General features: G+C 70.1%; 13 protein-coding genes. 9 read left to right on the plus strand and 4 right to left on the minus strand.

Annotated elements, in window-relative coordinates; genetic code table 11:
* The first annotated feature begins 63 nt into the window (after positions 1 to 63).
* Positions 64 to 1050, plus strand: a complete 987-nt coding sequence (locus tag QT381_RS03640; protein WP_289247371.1) for a ribonucleotide-diphosphate reductase subunit beta — start codon at positions 64 to 66, stop codon at positions 1048 to 1050.
* Between the two features lie 15 nt (positions 1051 to 1065).
* Here QT381_RS03640 and QT381_RS03645 read toward each other — a convergent pair whose 3' ends face one another.
* Entirely contained in the window at positions 1066 to 2160 is a 1095-nt protein-coding gene (locus QT381_RS03645) for a calcium:cation antiporter (RefSeq protein ID WP_289247372.1), read from the minus strand.
* Between the two features lie 94 nt (positions 2161 to 2254).
* Between QT381_RS03645 and QT381_RS03650 the strand changes: the two genes are divergently transcribed.
* Genes QT381_RS03650 through QT381_RS03660 form a run of 3 tightly spaced genes read left to right on the plus strand, consistent with a single transcriptional unit; the run spans position 2255 to position 3752 of the window.
* On the plus strand, positions 2255 to 3082 hold the full coding sequence (locus QT381_RS03650; RefSeq protein WP_289247373.1) for an aldo/keto reductase: 828 nt from the start codon (positions 2255 to 2257) through the stop codon (positions 3080 to 3082).
* Positions 3083 to 3123: 41 nt separating this feature from the next.
* Entirely contained in the window at positions 3124 to 3354 is a 231-nt protein-coding gene (locus tag QT381_RS03655; RefSeq protein WP_289247374.1) for a FitA-like ribbon-helix-helix domain-containing protein, read from the plus strand.
* A complete protein-coding gene (locus tag QT381_RS03660) occupies positions 3351 to 3752 on the plus strand; it encodes a type II toxin-antitoxin system VapC family toxin (RefSeq protein WP_289247375.1) in 402 nt (133 codons plus the stop codon). Before QT381_RS03655 ends, QT381_RS03660 begins: the two co-directional genes overlap by 4 nt.
* Before the next feature lie 20 nt (positions 3753 to 3772).
* On the opposite strand, the gene QT381_RS03665 is transcribed toward QT381_RS03660, so the two are convergent.
* The gene (locus tag QT381_RS03665; RefSeq protein WP_289247376.1) at positions 3773 to 4186 is read right to left on the minus strand and encodes a PIN domain-containing protein; all 414 of its coding nucleotides are present in this window, start codon (positions 4184 to 4186) and stop codon (positions 3773 to 3775) included.
* Positions 4183 to 4440: a type II toxin-antitoxin system Phd/YefM family antitoxin gene (locus QT381_RS03670; RefSeq protein WP_289247377.1), complete on the minus strand. Its 258-nt coding sequence runs from the start codon at positions 4438 to 4440 to the stop codon at positions 4183 to 4185. Before QT381_RS03670 ends, QT381_RS03665 begins: the two co-directional genes overlap by 4 nt.
* A gap of 50 nt (positions 4441 to 4490) precedes the next feature.
* On the opposite strand from QT381_RS03670, the gene QT381_RS03675 reads away from it, so the two are divergent.
* Positions 4491 to 4781, plus strand: a complete 291-nt coding sequence (locus QT381_RS03675; RefSeq protein ID WP_289247378.1) for a hypothetical protein — start codon at positions 4491 to 4493, stop codon at positions 4779 to 4781.
* A gap of 140 nt (positions 4782 to 4921) precedes the next feature.
* On the opposite strand, the gene hrpA is transcribed toward QT381_RS03675, so the two are convergent.
* On the minus strand, positions 4922 to 8932 hold the full coding sequence (gene hrpA, locus QT381_RS03680) for an ATP-dependent RNA helicase HrpA (RefSeq protein WP_289247379.1): 4011 nt from the start codon (positions 8930 to 8932) through the stop codon (positions 4922 to 4924).
* Between the two features lie 534 nt (positions 8933 to 9466).
* Between hrpA and QT381_RS03685 the strand changes: the two genes are divergently transcribed.
* The 4 genes from QT381_RS03685 to QT381_RS03700 all read left to right on the plus strand — a co-directional run bounded on the left by QT381_RS03685 (position 9467) and on the right by QT381_RS03700 (position 16945).
* Complete coding sequence (locus QT381_RS03685) at positions 9467 to 9925, plus strand: ArsR/SmtB family transcription factor (protein ID WP_289247380.1); 459 nt, start codon at positions 9467 to 9469, stop codon at positions 9923 to 9925.
* Between the two features lie 55 nt (positions 9926 to 9980).
* Positions 9981 to 11516, plus strand: a complete 1536-nt coding sequence (locus QT381_RS03690; protein WP_289247381.1) for an MmgE/PrpD family protein — start codon at positions 9981 to 9983, stop codon at positions 11514 to 11516.
* Positions 11517 to 11526: 10 nt separating this feature from the next.
* Positions 11527 to 12684, plus strand: coding sequence for a bifunctional 2-methylcitrate synthase/citrate synthase (locus tag QT381_RS03695; protein WP_289247382.1), 1158 nt, complete (start codon positions 11527 to 11529; stop codon positions 12682 to 12684).
* A 124-nt stretch (positions 12685 to 12808) separates the two neighbouring features.
* Positions 12809 to 16945: an OmpL47-type beta-barrel domain-containing protein gene (locus tag QT381_RS03700; protein WP_289247383.1), complete on the plus strand. Its 4137-nt coding sequence runs from the start codon at positions 12809 to 12811 to the stop codon at positions 16943 to 16945.
* Positions 16946 to 17104 lie beyond the last annotated feature (159 nt).

The following is a 17104-nucleotide window of genomic DNA, read 5'->3' on the forward strand; positions in this document are numbered from 1 at the left end:
GACCCCATGGACGACCTGCAGTGCGAGAGCTGCCAGTAACCGATTTTTCTTAGGAGACACACCATGCCGATCCTCGGCACCGGCGTGAAGGAGGGCCTCCTCCTCAAGCCCGTCACGTACCAGTGGGCCATGGACCTGTACGACCAGGCCGTCGCGAACACCTGGTTCCCGAACGAGATCCAGCTCGGCGAGGACCTCGCCGACTTCAAGAAGATGACGGAGGAGGAGCGCCACGCGGTCACCTTTCTCATCTCGTACTTCAACCCGAACGAGCTGCTCGTCAACAAGGCGCTCGCCTTCGGCGTCTACCCGTACGTCAACGCTCCCGAGGCGCACCTCTACCTCGCGAAGCAGATGTGGGAGGAGGCCAACCACTGCATGTCGTTCGAGTACGTGCTCGAGACGTTCCCGATCGATCGCGACGAGGCCTACAACTCGCACGTCGACATCCCGTCGATGGCGCGCAAGGAGGAGTTCGAGGTCAGCTACATCCGCCGCATGACGGAGGAGACCCTCGACATCACGACGACGGAGGGCAGGAAGGACTTCATCCGCAACCTCGTCGCGTACAACATCATCCTCGAGGGCATCTGGTTCTACTCGGGCTTCATGGTCGCGCTGTCGTTCCGCCAGCGGAACCTGCTGCGCAACTTCGGCTCGCTCGTCGACTGGATCGTGCGCGACGAGAGCCTGCACCTCAAGTTCGGCATCAACCTCATCCTCACCGTGCTCGAGGAGAACCCCGACCTGCAGACGGAGGAGTTCGCCGCCGAGATCAAGCAGATGGTGCTCGACGCGGTCGAGATGGAGGAGCAGTACAACAACGACCTGCTGCCGAACGGCATCCTCGGCCTGAACGCGACGTACATCAACCAGTACGTCAAGTACCTCGCCGACCGCCGGCTCGAGGAGCTCGGCTTCGAGGCGCACTACAACGTCTCGAACCCGGCGAAGTGGATGGCCGCGGCGAACGACACGCTGCAGCTCGTCAACTTCTTCGAGTCGACGAACACGTCGTACGAGTCGAACGCGAAGGCGACGACGAAGTAGCGGGGTCGGGCCGCGCTACGGCGCGATCGCGAAGTAGATGAACGCCGCGAACACCACGAGGTGCAGCGTGCCCTGGATGCGCGTGGCGCGCCCGGGGATGACGGTGAGCGTCCCGACGACGACCGTGAGCACGAGCAGCACGATCTGGCTCGCGCCGAGGCCGAGCGTGAGCGTGCCCTGGATCCAGATCATCGCGACCGCGATCGCGGGGATGGTGAGGCCGATCGAGGCCATCGCCGAGCCGTAGGCGAGGTTGAAGCTGTTCTGCATCCGGTCGCGCAGCGCGGCCTTCGACGCGGCCATGCCCTCGGGCAGCAGCACGAGCAGGGCGATGACCACGCCGACGAACGTCTCGGGCACGCCCGCCGCATCCACGATGTCCTCGATGGTGTGCTGCAGAGCCTTCGCGAGGAAGACGACGGATGCCAGCGAGAGCACGAGCAGCAGCAGGCTGACGAGAGCGGTGCGCCCGCTCGGCCGGTCGACGTGGCCGTCGCCGTCCCGGTCGAGCAGCTGCCCGTCGCCGTCCACGGGGAGGAAGAAGTCGCGGTGCCGTCGCGTCTGCGCGAACACGAACACGGCGTACATCACGAGGCTCGCGACGGCGGCGAACGCGAGCTGCCCGGGGGAGAACGTCGCACCGGCCCCCGACGTCGTGAACGAGGGCAGCACGAGCGTCACCGTGGACAGGGTCGCGACGACGCCGAGCGCGGCGCCCGCGCCCTCCGAGTTGAAGCGGGGCGCCTCGCGCCGCGCGGCGAGCAGCAGGCTGAGGCCCACGATGCCGTTCGTCGTGATCATCACGGCGGCGAACACGGTGTCGCGCGCGAGCTCCGTCGTGTCGCCCTTGCCGCCGAGCATGAGCATGAGGATGAGCCCCACCTCGATGACGGTCACGGCGACGGCGAGCACGATCGAGCCGTAGGGTTCGCCGATCCGGTGCGCCACGACCTCGGCGTGGTGCACGGCGGCGAACACCGCGACGATCAGCAGGGCGCCGACCAGGGCAGCGCCGAGCGCGGGCAGGTCCCGGCCGAACGTCAGCAGCACGGCGAGCACGCCGAGCACGGGGACGGCGGTCGTCCAGGCGGACAGGACGCGGTGTCGCACGGGGCACCTCTTCTCAGTTCGCGGACATCCAGACTACCGATCGCTCCCTGCGTTCTCTCGGCGAGGGGTCGGCCGCAGTGGAAGAGTTGGGGGCATGACGACAGTCCCCACTCTCACGCTCAACGACGGCCGCTCGATCCCCCAGCTCGGATTCGGGGTGTTCCTGGTCGACCCGGACGAGACCGAGCGCATCGTCAGCGACGCCCTGGAGGCGGGCTACCGCCACATCGACACGGCGGCGATCTATCGCAACGAGCAGGGTGTCGGCGCGGCGATCGCGAAGTCCGGCATCCCGCGCGACGAGCTCTGGATCACCACGAAGCTCTGGAACGACAGCCACGCCACCGCGAAGGCACACGCGGCGATCGACGCGAGCCTCGAGAAGCTCGGGCTCGACTACGTCGACCTCTACCTCACGCACTGGCCGACCCGGCGCGGCGACCACGTCGAGGCCTACCTCGCGCTCGAGGAGATCAAGGCGGCCGGCAAGGCGCGCTCGATCGGCGTCTCGAACCACACCATCGGACAGCTCGACGAGATCATCGCGGCGGCGTCGAGCGTGCCGGTGATCAACCAGATCGAGCTGCACCCCGCGTTCGCCCAGCGGGAGCTGCGCGCCTACGGTGCCGAGCACGGCATCGCGATCGAGTCGTGGGGTCCGCTCGGTCAGGGCAAATACGACCTGTTCGGCGAGAGGGCGATCTCCTCGGCCGCGGAGGCGCACGGTGTCTCGCCCGCCCAGGTCGTCATCCGCTGGCACCTGCAGAGCGGCCTCATCGTGTTCCCGAAGTCGAACTCGAGGGAGCGCATCGCGCAGAACCTCGACGTCTTCGGCTTCGAGCTGACGCCGGACGAGATGGCGGCGATCGACGCGCTCGACCGCGGCCAGCGCGTCGGCGGCGATCCGCTCGAGGTCAACTGACCCCATTGCGCATGCGATGGTGATGCGCGCATCATGATCGCATGGCCCTCATCCAAGTGCGCAACGTCCCGGACGACCTGCATCGGCGCCTCAAGGAGCGTGCTGCTCGCGAGGGGGTGACGCTCTCTGATCTCGCGCTCGGAGAGCTTCGGCGTTCGGTCGAGCGGCCCACGCGGGGCGAGTTGATGGCGCGTCTCGCGGTGGTGGCGCCCAGCGACTATCGCGGAGAGACCGCGGCGGAGTCCGTGCGAGCGGAGCGCGATTCACGGTGATCGTCCTCGACGCATCCGTCCTGGTCGAGGTTCTGCTCGGGCTGCCCCTGGCCGGCCGCGTGCGCGCGCGGATCGCCGATCCCGACGTCGCGTTGCACGCGCCGCAACTCGTCGTCCTGGAAGTCGCGCAGGTGCTCCGGCGGCGAGTGGCCAGCGGGCACACCGCCCCGCGCGACGCGGACGCGGCGCTCGAGACCTTGCTCGATCTCGATATCGTCCTCCACGACCACGCGCTGCTCGCGCGTCGGGTGTGGCGCTTGCGCGACAACCTCACCGCGTACGACGCGGCATATGTCGCCCTCTCCGAGCTGCTGGGTGCACCTCTGCTCACGGCGGACACGCGCCTGGCGCGCGCGCCGGGCCACGAGGCGGACGTGGAACTGGTGGCGCTGGACTGAGTAGACCGGTCGATCGGGCCTCACGGCCCCGGTGCCTCCGATTGCTGCGTGACGCCCACGACCTCGATGAGCCCGACGAGCGCCGCGAAGTCGGCGGGGTTCGTCGTCAGCAGGGCGGCGCCGTGCTGCAGGGCGATCGCGGCGATCATGAGGTCCGCCAGCCGAGCGCGGGGATTGCGACCCGCGCCGAGCTCGGCCTCGACGACCCGGCCGAAGTGGGGCGCGGTCTCACCGCCGAACGGCAGTCCCTGGCCGAAGATCGCCCGCGCCCGTTCGAGATTGCGCATGCGGGTCAGGACGCTGCCGTCACCGCGCTGAGCAGCGCGGACCACGCCGAACTCCAGCTCGGCGAGGGTGATCGCCGTGATCGCCGCGCCATCCGAGGTCAGCGGCGAGCCGGCGATCAGCACGCCCGTGTCGAGGATGTGCCTCACAGTCGGTCGTCGCCCCGGAGCCGATCGGCATCGCGGTCGGCATTCCATTCGGCCAGCCACGTCGGGTCGATCGGCTGGTCCGCGCCGAGCACCGAGCCGCCCGTCAGACGTACCCATGGCACGGTCTCGATCGGGACGAGACGGGCGACGGGGCGCCCGTGATCGGTGATGGTGTACTCCGCAGCCGCGGTCTCCACCGCACGCAGCGCCGCGGAGGGGTTCTGACGGAGCTGCGCCTTGGTGAGGGTGCCCATGCGGTCATGGTACGCGGCGAAGTAGACATTATCTAGGTTCGCATCACGAGGTGGCTTTCGGCCCCCTCTGGTCGAGCTCTGTGTTCGCGAACTGCCGTGTGCTGCTCGCCTTCATCGACGGATCGGATGACGTACCGGTGCTCGTCGGCGGTCATCCGTGGCATCCGTTCGAGAACCCGATCACCGCAGCGCTCGACCTCGCTGGTCTGACGGTCGATGGTCTGCCGCGCGTGAATCGCGTCCAGTTGGGAGGGAGCGACGTCGAGTCGTTCGTCATCGAGGGCACGTCCGTGGATGACCTCCGGCTGATTCGCTTCGCCCCAGGCGCGAGCGGCGGCTGACGTTCGCTGGGGGCGACCGCATTAGCCGTTCCCGGGCCAGTTGTCGTGGTCTCGAGACGCGAGCGACTACGTCGCGCGCTCCTCGACCAGCGGGGGTGGGCGGGGTTTCGAGACGCGGCCTCGCTTCGCTCGGACGCTCCTCAACCAGCGGGGGAGCTCAGCACCCTCGTGATGCGCTGCAGGCTCACCGGCTCGGCCGTTCCCAGGTGCTGGGCGAAGAGCGAGAGACGCAGCTCCTCGAGCATCCAGCGCGCGTGACGCAGGTGCGCGGGGGCGCCGGGGGCGAGGGGGAGGTCGCCGCCCGCGCTCACGTAGCGCTGCGTCGCCTCCGCGAGCTCCGCCATCCAGGTGCGGTCGCGGCCGACGTTCTCCGCGAGCTTCGACACGCGATGCTGGATCCCGCGCAGGTACACCGCGATGCGCGGCAGCTGCGCGACCCCCGCGGCCGAGACGAAGCCCGGGTAGACGAGGTTCGCGAGCTGCTCGCGGGCGTCGGCGAGCGGCGCCATGAGCGCGAGCGAGCTCGCCGACGAGATCGCCTTGTCGGCGTCGCGCTGGGCGCCGAGGATCGTCGCGACCTGCGCGACGACGGCGAACATCTGGTCGAGGATGCCGGCCGACACCCGATCGCGCGCGGCGTCGAACTCGGCGCGGGTCCACACCGGCTCGGGCACAACGGCGTCGATGCACGCGACGAGGCAGTCCTCGAACAGCGCCGCGGTCGAACGGTACGGGCTCGCGGCGAGCGCGAGCTTCTCGGCGGTCGTGAGGTGCTCCTGCACGTACGACACCGGGGACGGGATCGCGAGCAGCAACATCCGACGGATGCCGCCCCGCATCGCGCGCAGTTGCTCGCCCGCGGTCGGGAGCACCCGGATGCTCACGGTCGCTCCGTCGTCGACGAACGCGGGGTAGCCGCGCACCGTGCCCGTGCCGTGGGGCGTGTCGACCGCACGGGGGAGCTCGTCGATGGCGAACGTCGTGAGACCGGCGCGCTCGATCGCGTTCGCGACGCGCACGGGGGCGGCGGCGATGACGTTCGCGACCGACTGGCGGGTGCGGCTCGCGAGCTTCGTGCGCAGCGCGGTCAGGTCGCGGCTCGCGGCGATCGTGCGGCCCCGGTCGTCGACCACGGTGAAGCGCATGCGCAGGTGCGCGGGGATGCGGCTCCCGTCGACGTCGTCGGCATCCATCGGCGTGTAGGTGTGCCGGCGCACCTGCTCAGCGAGCCACTCGGCGATCGGGGTCTCGTCGAGGGCGGTGGTCTCGAGACGCGGGCTCGCTGCGCTCGCGCGCTCCTCAACCGGCGGACGGTGCGGGGTCGCTGCGCTCGCGCGCTCCTCAACCAGCGGGGTGTGGTGCGGGGTCGCTGCGCTCGCGCGCTCCTCGACCAGCGGGGGGCGACGGGGGCTCGCTGCGCTCGCGCGCTCCTCGACCAGCGTGCGGTTCAGCTCGTCGACGAAGCGCCGCGCCCAGTCGTTCGCGGGTACGACCGAGCGGCGGATCGCCTTCGGCAGCGTCTTGATCATCGCCGCGACGAGCTCCTCGCGCAGTCCCGGCACGAGCCAGTCGAATCCCGCCGGCCGGATGCTCGGCAGCAGCGGCAGCGGGATGCTCACGGTCACGCCGTCGTCATCCGCTCCCGGCTCGAAGCGGTAGCTCAGGGCGAGCGTCTGGTCACCCTGGTGCCACTCGCGCGGGAACATCCGCTCGTCGACATCCGTATCCGTCGCGTCGTCGACGAGCGCCTCGGGCGTCATCGTGAGCAGGTCGGGCGTGGACTGCAGCTGCTGCCTCCACCAGCGTTCGAAGCCGCGCACATCCGTCACGTCTGCGGGGATCCGCTCGTCGAAGAAGCGCACGACGTTCTCGTCGTCGAGCAGGATGTCGCGGCGGCGGGTGCGCTCCTCGATCTCCGCGAGCTCCGCGCGCAGGGCGTGGTTGCGCCGCTCGAACTCCCAGGCGCGACCCTTCTTCCACTCGCGCGGGATGAGGCCGGCGACGAGTCCCTCGCGGATGAGCAGCTCGCGCGCCTCGGCGGCGTCGACCCGGGCGAACTGGATGCGCCGGCGCGGCACGATCGGCACGCCGTAGAGCGTCACGCGCTCGTAGGCCATCGCCGCGCCCGACTTCTGCGACCAGTGCGGCTCGGCGACGCTGCGCTTGACGAGGTCGCCGGCGATCGGCTCGGCCCACGCGGGGTCGATCGCGGCGTTCATGCGGGCGAACAGGCGGCTGGTCTCGACGAGCTCGGCGCTCATCACCGCCTCGGGCTGCTTCTTCGCGAGCGCCGAGCCGGGGAAGATCGCGAACCGGGTGTTGCGGCTGCCGGCGTACTCGCGCTTCGCGCCGGTCTTGTCCGACGTGACGGTGCGGATGCCGAGCTGGCTGAGCAGGCCCGCGAGCAGGGACCGGTGGATGCCGGCGGCATCCGGGGTCTCCGTGGCCTCGTCGATCGTCAGCCCGATCTGCTTCGCGAGGCGGGTGAGCTGCCGAGACACGTCCTCCCACTCCCGAAAACGAAGGAAGTTGATGTACTCCGCGCGGGTCAGGCGCCGGAAAGCGCTCCCGGAGAGCTCTTTCTCCTTCGTTTTCAGGTAGTCCCAGAGGGCGAGGAGCGTCATGAAGTCGCTCGTCGGATCGGTGAACCGCGCGTGCAGCTGATCCGCGTGCGCGCGCTTGTCGAGGGGGCGCTCGCGCGGGTCCTGGATGGAGAGGCCCGCGACGATCGCGATGACCTCGCGGCTCACGCCGTGCTTCTTCGACTCGACGATCATCCGGCCGAGGCGGGGATCGACGGGCAGCTGGGCGAGCTGGCGGCCGATGCGCGTGATGCGCGGGTCGGCGTCGCGCGATCCGGAGTCGACCGCGCCGAGCTCGCGCAGCAGGTCCATGCCGTCCTTCACGCCGCGCGCGTCCGGCGGCTGCAGGAACGGGAACGCGCCGATGTCGCCGAGTCCGAGCGAGATCATCTGCAGGATGACCGCCGCGAGGTTCGTGCGCAGGATCTCCGGCTCGGTGAACTCGGGGCGCTTCGCGAAGTCCTCTTCTGAATAGAGGCGGATCGCGATGCCCGGGCTCGTGCGACCCGAGCGGCCGGAGCGCTGGTTCGCGGATGCCTGCGAGATCGCCTCGATCGGCAGCCGCTGGATCTTCGCCCGCGCCGAGTACCGGCTGATGCGCGCCGTGCCCGCGTCGACGACGTAGCGGATGCCGGGCACCGTGAGGCTCGTCTCGGCGACGTTCGTGGCGAGCACGACCCGGCGCCGCGTCCCGGGCGTCGTCGAGCGCTCGAACACGCGGTGCTGGTCGGCCGCGGAGAGCCGCCCGTAGAGCGGCAGGATCTCGGTGCCGGGGAAGCGTCGTCCTCGCAGCACGTCCTCGGCGTCCCGGATCTCCGCCTCGCCGCTGAGGAACACCAGGATGTCGCCGTCGGGTTCGCGCATGAGCTCGGCCACGGCATCCGCGACGCCGGTCATGAGGTCGACCGACTCGACGGGGGAGTCGTCCGGGTCGTCGGTGGCGGCATCCGTGCGCACGAGGGGGCGGTAACGGATGTCGACGGGGAACGTGCGCCCGGACACCTCGATGATCGGCACCTCGGCCCCGGTCGCGGCGGAGAAGTGCCGCGCGAAGCTCTCCGGGTCGATGGTCGCCGACGTGACGATCACCTTGAGCTCGGGGCGTCGCGGCAGGATGCGGGTGAGATACCCGAGCAGGAAATCGACGGTGAGGCTGCGCTCGTGCGCCTCGTCGATGATGATCGCGTCGTATCCGGTCAGGTCGCGGTCGCGATGGATGCGGTTCAGCAGGATGCCGTCGGTCATCAGGGTCACGCGCGTGCTCTTCGACACCTGGTCGGTGAACCGCACCTGGTAGCCGACGAGCCCGCCGAGGTCGCTGCCGAGCTCGTCGGCGATGCGCTCGGCGATCGTGCGGGCGGCGATCCGGCGCGGCTGGGTGTGCGCGATGCGCTCGTAGCCGAGCTCGAGAAGCATCTTCGGCAGCTGGGTCGTCTTGCCGGATCCCGTCGCGCCCGCGACGACGACGACCTGGTGGTCGCGGATCGCGGCCATGATGTCGTCCCGCCGGCCGCTGACCGGCAGCTCGGGCGGGTAGACGATCGTCGGCGTCGGGAGGGTCTCGGACATGAGCCGTCCAGTCTATTCGGCGGCGCTCTCGCGCGCCGCAGGGCCGGAGCCGCCGCTCCGTTGTTCGTGCTCGGGCCGGAGCCGCCGCTCCCCGCTGTTCGTGCTCGGGCGTGTTGACGGGCCGTTCGCTCGCAGTGTTCATTTCGCATACTGGAGTTCGCGCTCGTGGTGCACGAACTCCGCCGTCGCCGCTCCGATGCTCGTGTTCGCGCCGGAACCGCCCCCGCTGTTCGTGCTCGGGACGCCGCCGCCGCTCCGTTGTTCGTGCTCGGGCCTGTTCGCGGGCCGTTCGCTCGCAGTGTTCATTTCGCTTACTGGAGTTCGCGCTCGTGGTGCACGAACTCCAGTAAGCGAAATGCATCACGGTTTGGTCGGTGGGCGCTGGGCGGGACTCAACACGGGCCAGGCGGGCGGCGCGGGGCCGAGGAGGCGCGGGCCGGTCGTCCAGTCCTCCACTGGCCGTTCCGTGCGACGTTGTACGCGGGGAGCGATCGAGGTTGCGGCGGGCGGGCGCTGTTGCGAGACGCTCGGCGCGTGATGAATCCGTTCCAGGTGATGAGCGAGCCGATCCGAAGACGCATCATCGAACTGCTGTCATCGGGATCGCACACGGCGACCGAGATCGGCGACGTGGTCATGGCCGAGTTCTCGGTGACCCGACGTGCGGCGACGTGGCACCTCAGGATCCTGCTCGAGAACGAGTGGATCGACGTGCGGCTCGACGGGCCGATCCGGCACTACTTCCTCGACGGCACGGGCCTGAATCTGCTCCGCGCGCAGGTGCGCGACCTCGAGGAGCTGTGGGAGCGACGCATCGGATGGCTCGCCGACTACGATCCCCAGCCGGAGCACGCGCTTCCCGTGGTCCGTTCGATGCTGCTGCGGCCACCGCGTCCGCCGCGGCCACCGCGGCTTCCCTCGGGCGAGGCGAAGGGACTGCGCGGTCGCGATCGTCGCGACGACCTCTGGGCACCCCCGGGCCTATTCGACTGACCGTCCGTTCGACTGACCGGCCCGTTCGAGCGGGGCGCGCACCTAGGCTGGGCGGGTGAGGATCCACGACGTCCGTGTCCACCCGAGCGCCGACGCGCTCCCGCGCGAGGAGCAGCTCGCCTGGGCGATCGCGGAGGTCGCGAGCGAGCAGCTCACGCCTACGGATGCCGTCACCGACATGGTGATCAACCGGATCATCGACAACGCGGCCGTGGCGACCGCGAGCCTCACCCGCGGGCCGACCCTCGCCAGCCGCGACCAGGCGCTCGCGCACCCGGTGAGCCGCGGGGGAGCGGGCGCATCCGTCTTCGGCGTCGACCCCGGCCCGGCCGGGGCGCCGGACGGCTCGGGTCGCACGAGCCCGGAGTGGGCGGCGTGGGCGAACGGCGTCGCCGTGCGCGAGCTCGACTACCACGACACGTTCCTCGCGGCGGAGTACTCGCATCCGGGCGACAACATCCCGCCGATCCTCGCCGTGGCGCAGCACGCCGGCCGCAGCGGCGCCGAGCTGCTGCGCGGCATCGTCACGGGATACGAGATCCAGGTCGACCTCGTGCGCGCGATCAGCCTGCACGCGCACAAGATCGACCACGTCGCGCACCTCGGGCCGAGCGCCGCCGCGGGCATCGGCACGCTGCTCGGGCTCGACACCGCGACGATCTTCCAGGCCATCGGGCAGGCGCTGCACACCACGACCGCGACCCGGCAGAGCCGCAAGGGCGAGATCTCGACGTGGAAGGCGCACGCTCCCGCCTTCGCCGGCAAGATGGCGGTCGAGGCCGTCGACCGGGCGATGCGCGGGCAGACCAGCCCGACCCCGATCTACGAGGGCGAGGACGGCGTCATCGCGTGGCTGCTCGATGGACCGGATGCCGCCTACCGCGTGCCGCTGCCCGAGCGCGGCGAGGCGCGCCTCGGCGTCCTGGACACGTACACGAAGGAGCACTCCGCGGAGTATCAGGCGCAGGCCTGGATCGACCTCGCGCGCAAGCTCGGCCGCGAGCACCCGGAGCTGCGCGATCCCGCCAGCGTCACACGCGCCGTGCTGCACACGAGCCACCACACGCACTACGTCATCGGCTCCGGGGCGAACGACCCGCAGAAGTACGACCCGACCGCGAGCCGCGAGACGCTCGACCACTCGATCCCGTACATCTTCACGGTCGCGCTGCAGGACGGTGCCTGGCACCACGTCGACTCGTACGCGCCCGAGCGCGCGGGTCGGCCCGACACGGTCGAGCTGTGGCGGACGGTCACGACCGCCGAGGATGCCGAGTGGACCCGGCGCTACCACTCGACCGATCCGGCCGAGAAGGCGTTCGGGGGCCGGGTGGAGATCGAGCTGGCCAGCGGCGAGCGCATCGTCGACGAGATCGCGGTGGCCGACGCGCATCCGCTCGGCGCCCGGCCGTTCGCCCGCGTCGACTACGTCGCCAAGTTCCGTACGCTCGCCGACGGTGTGCTGACGGATGCCGAGGCCGAGCGCTTCCTCGACACCGCCCAGCGCCTGCCCGAGCTCACCGCCGCCGAGCTGTTCGGCCTCACCGTCGTCGCCGACGTCCCCACTCGCACGACCCGCGGCATCTTCTAGGAGGCGCACTGTGGCAGATCCCGAGATCCGGAAAGGGCTCGTCGGCGTCGTCGCCGACGCGACCGCGATCAGCAAGGTCAACCCGGAGACGAACTCGCTGCTCTACCGGGGCTACCCCGTGCAGGAGCTCGCGGCGAGCCGCACCTTCGAGGAGGTCGCCTGGCTGCTCTGGACGGGCGAGCTGCCGACGCCCGAGGACCTCGCGGCGTTCGAGACGCTCGAGCGCTCGCAGCGCTCCCTCGACGACGACGTGCGTCGCGCGATCGACGACCTGCCGTTCAGCGCCCACCCGATGGACGTGGTGCGCTGTGCGGTGAGCGTGCTCGGAGCCACGGATGCCGGCCTCACCGACGACCCCGCCTCCTGGACCGACGCGGACCTGACGCGCGAGCGCAGCATCCGTCTGTTCGCGAAGCTGCCCGCGATCGTCGCGTACGCCCAACGGAGGCTGCGCGGACTCGAGGCGGTCGAGCCGCGGGACGACCTCGGCTGGAGCGCCGACCTGCTGCACCTGACGTTCGGCGACGTGCCGAGCCTCAGGGTCGTGACGGCGTTCGACCGGTCGATGATCCTGTACGCGGAGCACTCGTTCAACGCGTCGACGTTCACGGCGCGGGTCGTCGCCTCGACGCTCAGCGACGTGTACTCGGCGGTGACCGCGGCGATCGGCGCGCTCAAGGGCCCGCTGCACGGGGGCGCCAACGAGGCGGTGCAGCACGCGTTCGACGAGATCCGTGCGTCGGGCGGCGCGGGGGCGGATGCCGCGCGGGCCTGGCTCGACGCGGCGCTCGCGCAGAAGCGCAAGATCATGGGCTTCGGGCACCGGGTCTACAAGAACGGCGACTCGCGGGTGCCGACCATGCGCGCGGCGCTCGAGGAGCTCGTCGCGGAGTACGAGCGGCCCGACGTCATCGAGCTGTACGACGCGCTCGAGGGCGCCATGGACGCCGCGAAGGGCATCAAACCGAACCTCGACTACCCGTCGGGACCGGCGTACGCGCTCATCGGCTTCGACACGGCGATCTTCACGCCGCTGTTCGTCGCGGCGCGCGTCACGGGCTGGACGGCGCACGTCGCGGAGCAGTTCGCGTCGAACGCGCTCATCCGCCCGCTCTCGGCCTACGCGGGCCCGGCGCAGCGCGCCGTTCCGGCATCCGCCGCCGGTTGAGGAGCCCCGGCTCCCACTGGCTGACGCGGCTCACGCTCTTGCCCGCGCCGTTCGAGGTTGCTATGGTCGCGATTACCGAAACGCTTCGGTAAATATCCCACCGTTCCTCAGACAAGGAAGACTGATGAGAACTCGGTTACCACTCGTGCGATTTTCAGCGCGGATCGCGATCGTCGGCCTGGCGCTTTCGGGCATCGGGCTCACCGCCCCCGGTGTCGCGAACGCCGACGCCGCCCCGGGCGGCTTCACGGTCGACAAGCTCGCGGACAGCAGCGCACAGCAGCAGCGCTGGCTCTCGATGCCGAAGTCGAGACTGACGCTGAACCCCGGCCGAACGGTCACGCCGTCGGACGTCGACAGGCTCGACACCGCCTATTTCGCGGACGGCAGCCAGCAGGCGGCGGCCAACGTCGTCAGCGACGCGCTGACCACCGGCGAGCCGGCGCGGTTCCCGGCGATCGACGAGGGCGATCCGTCGCCCGCCTTCTCGGACTCGTTCACAACGGACTCGGTCACGCAGTGGTCCGGCGTCGACGGGACGCTCACCAGCACGGGCTCGGGCGGCACGCTCTCGCTCAACGCCGGCTCGGGCAACACCTGGGGGCACGTGCAGCACGCCGTGTCCGTCGACGTCTCGACGGACTCGACGCTCCTCGTCGACGTCAAGGCACTCGCGGGCAGCGGCACCGCGTGGTCCGTCACACTCGGCAACGACGGCAACAACGTCGACACGCTGCAGGGCAACACGAACGAGACCGGAAACTTCAGCTACGACCTGTCAGCCGTCAGCGTCGCCTTCAACCAGGTGCAGCTGTGGGTCAGCGGGACCAGGGGGGAATCGTCCGTCGCCTTCGGCGGTCTGTCCATCCACGCCACCCCGGCACTGTCGGACACCTTCACGCCGTCGTCGGTCGCGCAGTGGTCCGGCCTCGACGCGACGCTCACCAGCACCCCCGGCGGCGGGGTGCTCGCCCTCGACTCCGGCGCGAGCAACCCGTGGGGACGCGCGCAGCGAGCCGTGTCGGTCGACGTCTCGAAGCAGCCCGTCCTGGTCGTCGACGTGGCGTCGCTCGGCGGGACGGGCACCCAGTGGTCGGTGACTCTGGGACGGAACGGAACCAATGTCGACACGCTCCAGGCCAACACGACGAACCTCGGCACGTTCGCCTTCGATCTGTCCGGGGTGACCACGTCGTTCAACCAGGTCCAGCTCTGGGTCAACGGCACTCGGGGCTCGGCCTCGGTGACGGTTCGCTCGGTCAAGATCATCAACAACGCCGTGAGCGACTGGCTGCAGGCCGCGAGCGAGAGCACGAACACGTGGAACCCGCAGTCGCTCGACTACACGGGAACGTACGGCTCCAACGGCAGCTACACGACTCAGGACGCGTTCGTCGACGCTGACACGATCGCGCGGATCGTGACGCCCGACCTCAGCGCGGGTGCGCCGACGCTGTACGGCACATTCAACGGCAGGGCGAGCTGGGACTCGAGCCGCAAGGTCGTCACGCTGACGAACTCCTCCTACGCGAGCGCGATCGCTTTCCCGGCGGCCTCCGAGGTCTATTTCTTCGGCGGAGCCATCGGGTTCGACCCGCTCCCCGACACGACCGGCGCGAGCTCGTGGGCCGTCGTGCTGCCGTCCGACGCGACGAGCGCGGTCGGTTTCGGCTACGCCGTGGGCGACGACTCGGACGCGGCGCAGTCGGCATCCGACCGCGCCGCCAACGCGGCGTCGACGTCGGTCGCAACGGCGGCGCTGGAGAGCGACATCGACTTCTGGAACGGCGTGATCGACAGGGTGCCGGTCGTGCAGGACTTCTCGCCCGACCACGTGAGCGACGAGGGCGTGACGAGCGACCAGGTCGAGGCGACGTACTACAACGCCTTCGTGAGCCTGGACATGAACGTCCTCCCGGCGACGCCAGAGAACGGCAGCACGCACGCGCAGATGCCGGTCGGCAAGGCCGACACGTACTACAGCCCGGGCTTCACGCACAACACGCTCAGCGCGTTCTGGGACGGTCCGCTCGCGCTCCAGCAGCTCGTGTACATCGACCCGACGACGGCGTGGGACATCTTCGTGGGCATGATGGGCGCCGTCACGAACGACCCGGGCGGGGAGGACGACGGGCAGTTCGGCACCGCGAGTGAGGCGCTGCCGTCCCGGATCGCCCAGACGGCATGGATCCTGTACTCGGTCACGGGTGACACCGCGTCGCTCGAGACGGTCTACCCGGCGCTCAAGCGATTCCTCGCGTGGTCCGAGCGGCATCCGCAGTGGAACAACACGTCGCACTACCCGAACGAGACCTACCCGGACAACACGCACGCCACGTGGCAGGACGAGCGGGATGCGGAGTTCGTGGCTTCGCTCGCGGTCGATTTCGACTACGCCCAGCAGGTCGCGGCCGTGCTCGGCCGGACGGCCGATGGCGCTTCGTATCTGACCTCCCAGCAGCACCTGCAGGACCAGTACGCCGCGTGGTTCTTCCCGCAGGGAATCGCGACGCAGTTCTACTGGGTCCACCTCGGGCTCGATGGCGGGCTGCCGCAGTCCAAGGGCACGCCCGACGCGGTGCTCGCCGGACTGCACGTGCCCGGTCTGACGGCGAGCCAGAAGACGGCCCTCCTCGACCTGTTCACCTCCGTCTACGACCCTGACGCTCAGTTCGCCGGGATCGCGACCGAGGATGCCGGGCTCAAGGCGCCCGACGGGCAGTACCTGGTGGACGGTCTGCTCGAGAACGGCCAGGCGGATGCGGCGCAGGTGGCGGTCGAGGCGGTGCTTCGCGACATCACGCGTGCGCACGCGTTCTCGGAGAACTACAACGCGTCGAGCGACGGCCCCGTTGCGAATGGCGAGATCCCCTCCACATTCGGGATCAGCCAGTTCATCGACGACGTCTGGCTCATGAACGGGTTCGCAATGGACTACGGGACACCGACGTTCATCACGCTGCCCGGTGCCGACGGGGGCGTGTCGAATCTGACGCACCTCGGCACCAGCTACCACGTCGACGTCACCCCCGCCGGCGTCACCGTCAGCGGTGACCTCGCCGCACAGCCCGGCATCTGCACCTCGTACGACGCCCCGGCCGGCATGCTGCAGCCGTTGTCGGCGCCGTGTGCTGATGGGTCGGTGCCGGATGTGACGGCTCCGGTGGTGGTGGCGTCGACCTCGACCCAGGTGCCGGCGTCGGGCTGGTTCACCGCGCCCGTGTCGGTCGCCGTGTCGGCCAGTGACGACGATGCGGTGGACGCCACGGAGTACTCGCTCGACGGCGGGGAGTGGGTGTCCACCCCGGGTTCGTCGGCGTCGGCGAGCGTGTCGGCCGATGGCGTTCACACGCTTCGGGCGCGGGCGGTCGACGCGTCGGGCAACGTCTCGGATGTCGTGTCGTTGACGGTACGGGTGGATTCGGCAGCGCCGGTGTCCAGCGCGATCGTGGATGGCTCGGCGCGCACGGTGAGCCTGCGGGCGTCCGACGACGTGTCGGGGGTGGCGCGGATCGAGTACCGGGTCGATGCCTCGGGTTCGTGGTCGACGTACTCGGTGCCGATCACGGCCGGGTCGGCCGCGGCGACCGTTGAGTACCGGGCAGTGGATGTCGCGGGGAACGTCGAGGTGACGAACACGGCGTCGGTTCCGGCGGCCGGGACGGTGCTCGCGGGCACCGCGACCGCGGCGATCGTGGCTCCGTCGCGCGTGCGCTACGGCAAGGCCGCGAAGGTGACCGTGCGCGTCACGGGTGCGAACGGCATCCCGTCGGGCACGGTGCGGGTCACCGATGGCAACGTCCTCGTCGGTTCGAGCACGGTGTCGGGAGGCCGGGCGAGCATCACCCTGCCGAAGTCCCTGGCCGTGGGCTCTCGCGAGCTCCTCGTGTCGTACTCGGGGGACAGTGTGTTCGCGTCCTCGAGCGACCAGGTGCGGGTCGAGGTCCTCAAGGCCACGAGCTCGACCACGGTGTCCGTCTCCCCGAAGAAGGTCACGACCCGGCTCAAGGCGCTGGTGAGGGTGAAGGTTGCCACGGTCAAGTCGTCGGGAACGGTCTCGGTCACGGTCACGCGCCGGGTGCACGGCAGGAACACGACCGTCGTCTCGAAGAAGCTCGCCCTGTCGAGCACGGGCACGGCGAAGCTGCGGCTGCCCAAGCTGAAGACCGGCGCCTACCGGGCGAGCGTCAGGTACGCCGGCTCGAGCACCGCGACCGGATCCTCGGCGACGAAGGCGATCACCGTTCGACGCGCCGGATGAGCTCGAGCTGCGCGAGCAGCAAGCGGGGTCCCGACGACGAAGCGCCACTGTGAGACCGGGCGCACGTCGGACCGGAGGGACGGCCGCAGCTGCAGGGGCCATTGAACGTCGCGGTCATACGGTGCGGCGTCCGGTCGACGACGATGCGAGGAGGGAGGT

It is taken from the genome of Galbitalea sp. SE-J8 (assembly GCF_030345695.1).
Lineage (GTDB): Bacteria > Actinomycetota > Actinomycetes > Actinomycetales > Microbacteriaceae > JAUASV01.

Bases quoted from the DNA above. Each gene is read 5' to 3' on its own strand.
- hrpA (WP_289247379.1), bottom strand. From the start codon at position 8,932: ATGTCCGAGACCCTCCCGACGCCGACGATCGTCTACCCGCCCGAGCTG.
- QT381_RS03655 (WP_289247374.1), top strand. From the start codon at position 3,124: ATGGCCCTCATCCAAGTGCGCAACGTCCCGGACGACCTGCATCGGCGC.
- QT381_RS03650 (WP_289247373.1), top strand. From the start codon at position 2,255: ATGACGACAGTCCCCACTCTCACGCTCAACGACGGCCGCTCGATCCCC.
- QT381_RS03700 (WP_289247383.1), top strand. From the start codon at position 12,809: ATGAGAACTCGGTTACCACTCGTGCGATTTTCAGCGCGGATCGCGATC.
- QT381_RS03640 (WP_289247371.1), top strand. From the start codon at position 64: ATGCCGATCCTCGGCACCGGCGTGAAGGAGGGCCTCCTCCTCAAGCCC.
- QT381_RS03670 (WP_289247377.1), bottom strand. From the start codon at position 4,440: ATGGGCACCCTCACCAAGGCGCAGCTCCGTCAGAACCCCTCCGCGGCG.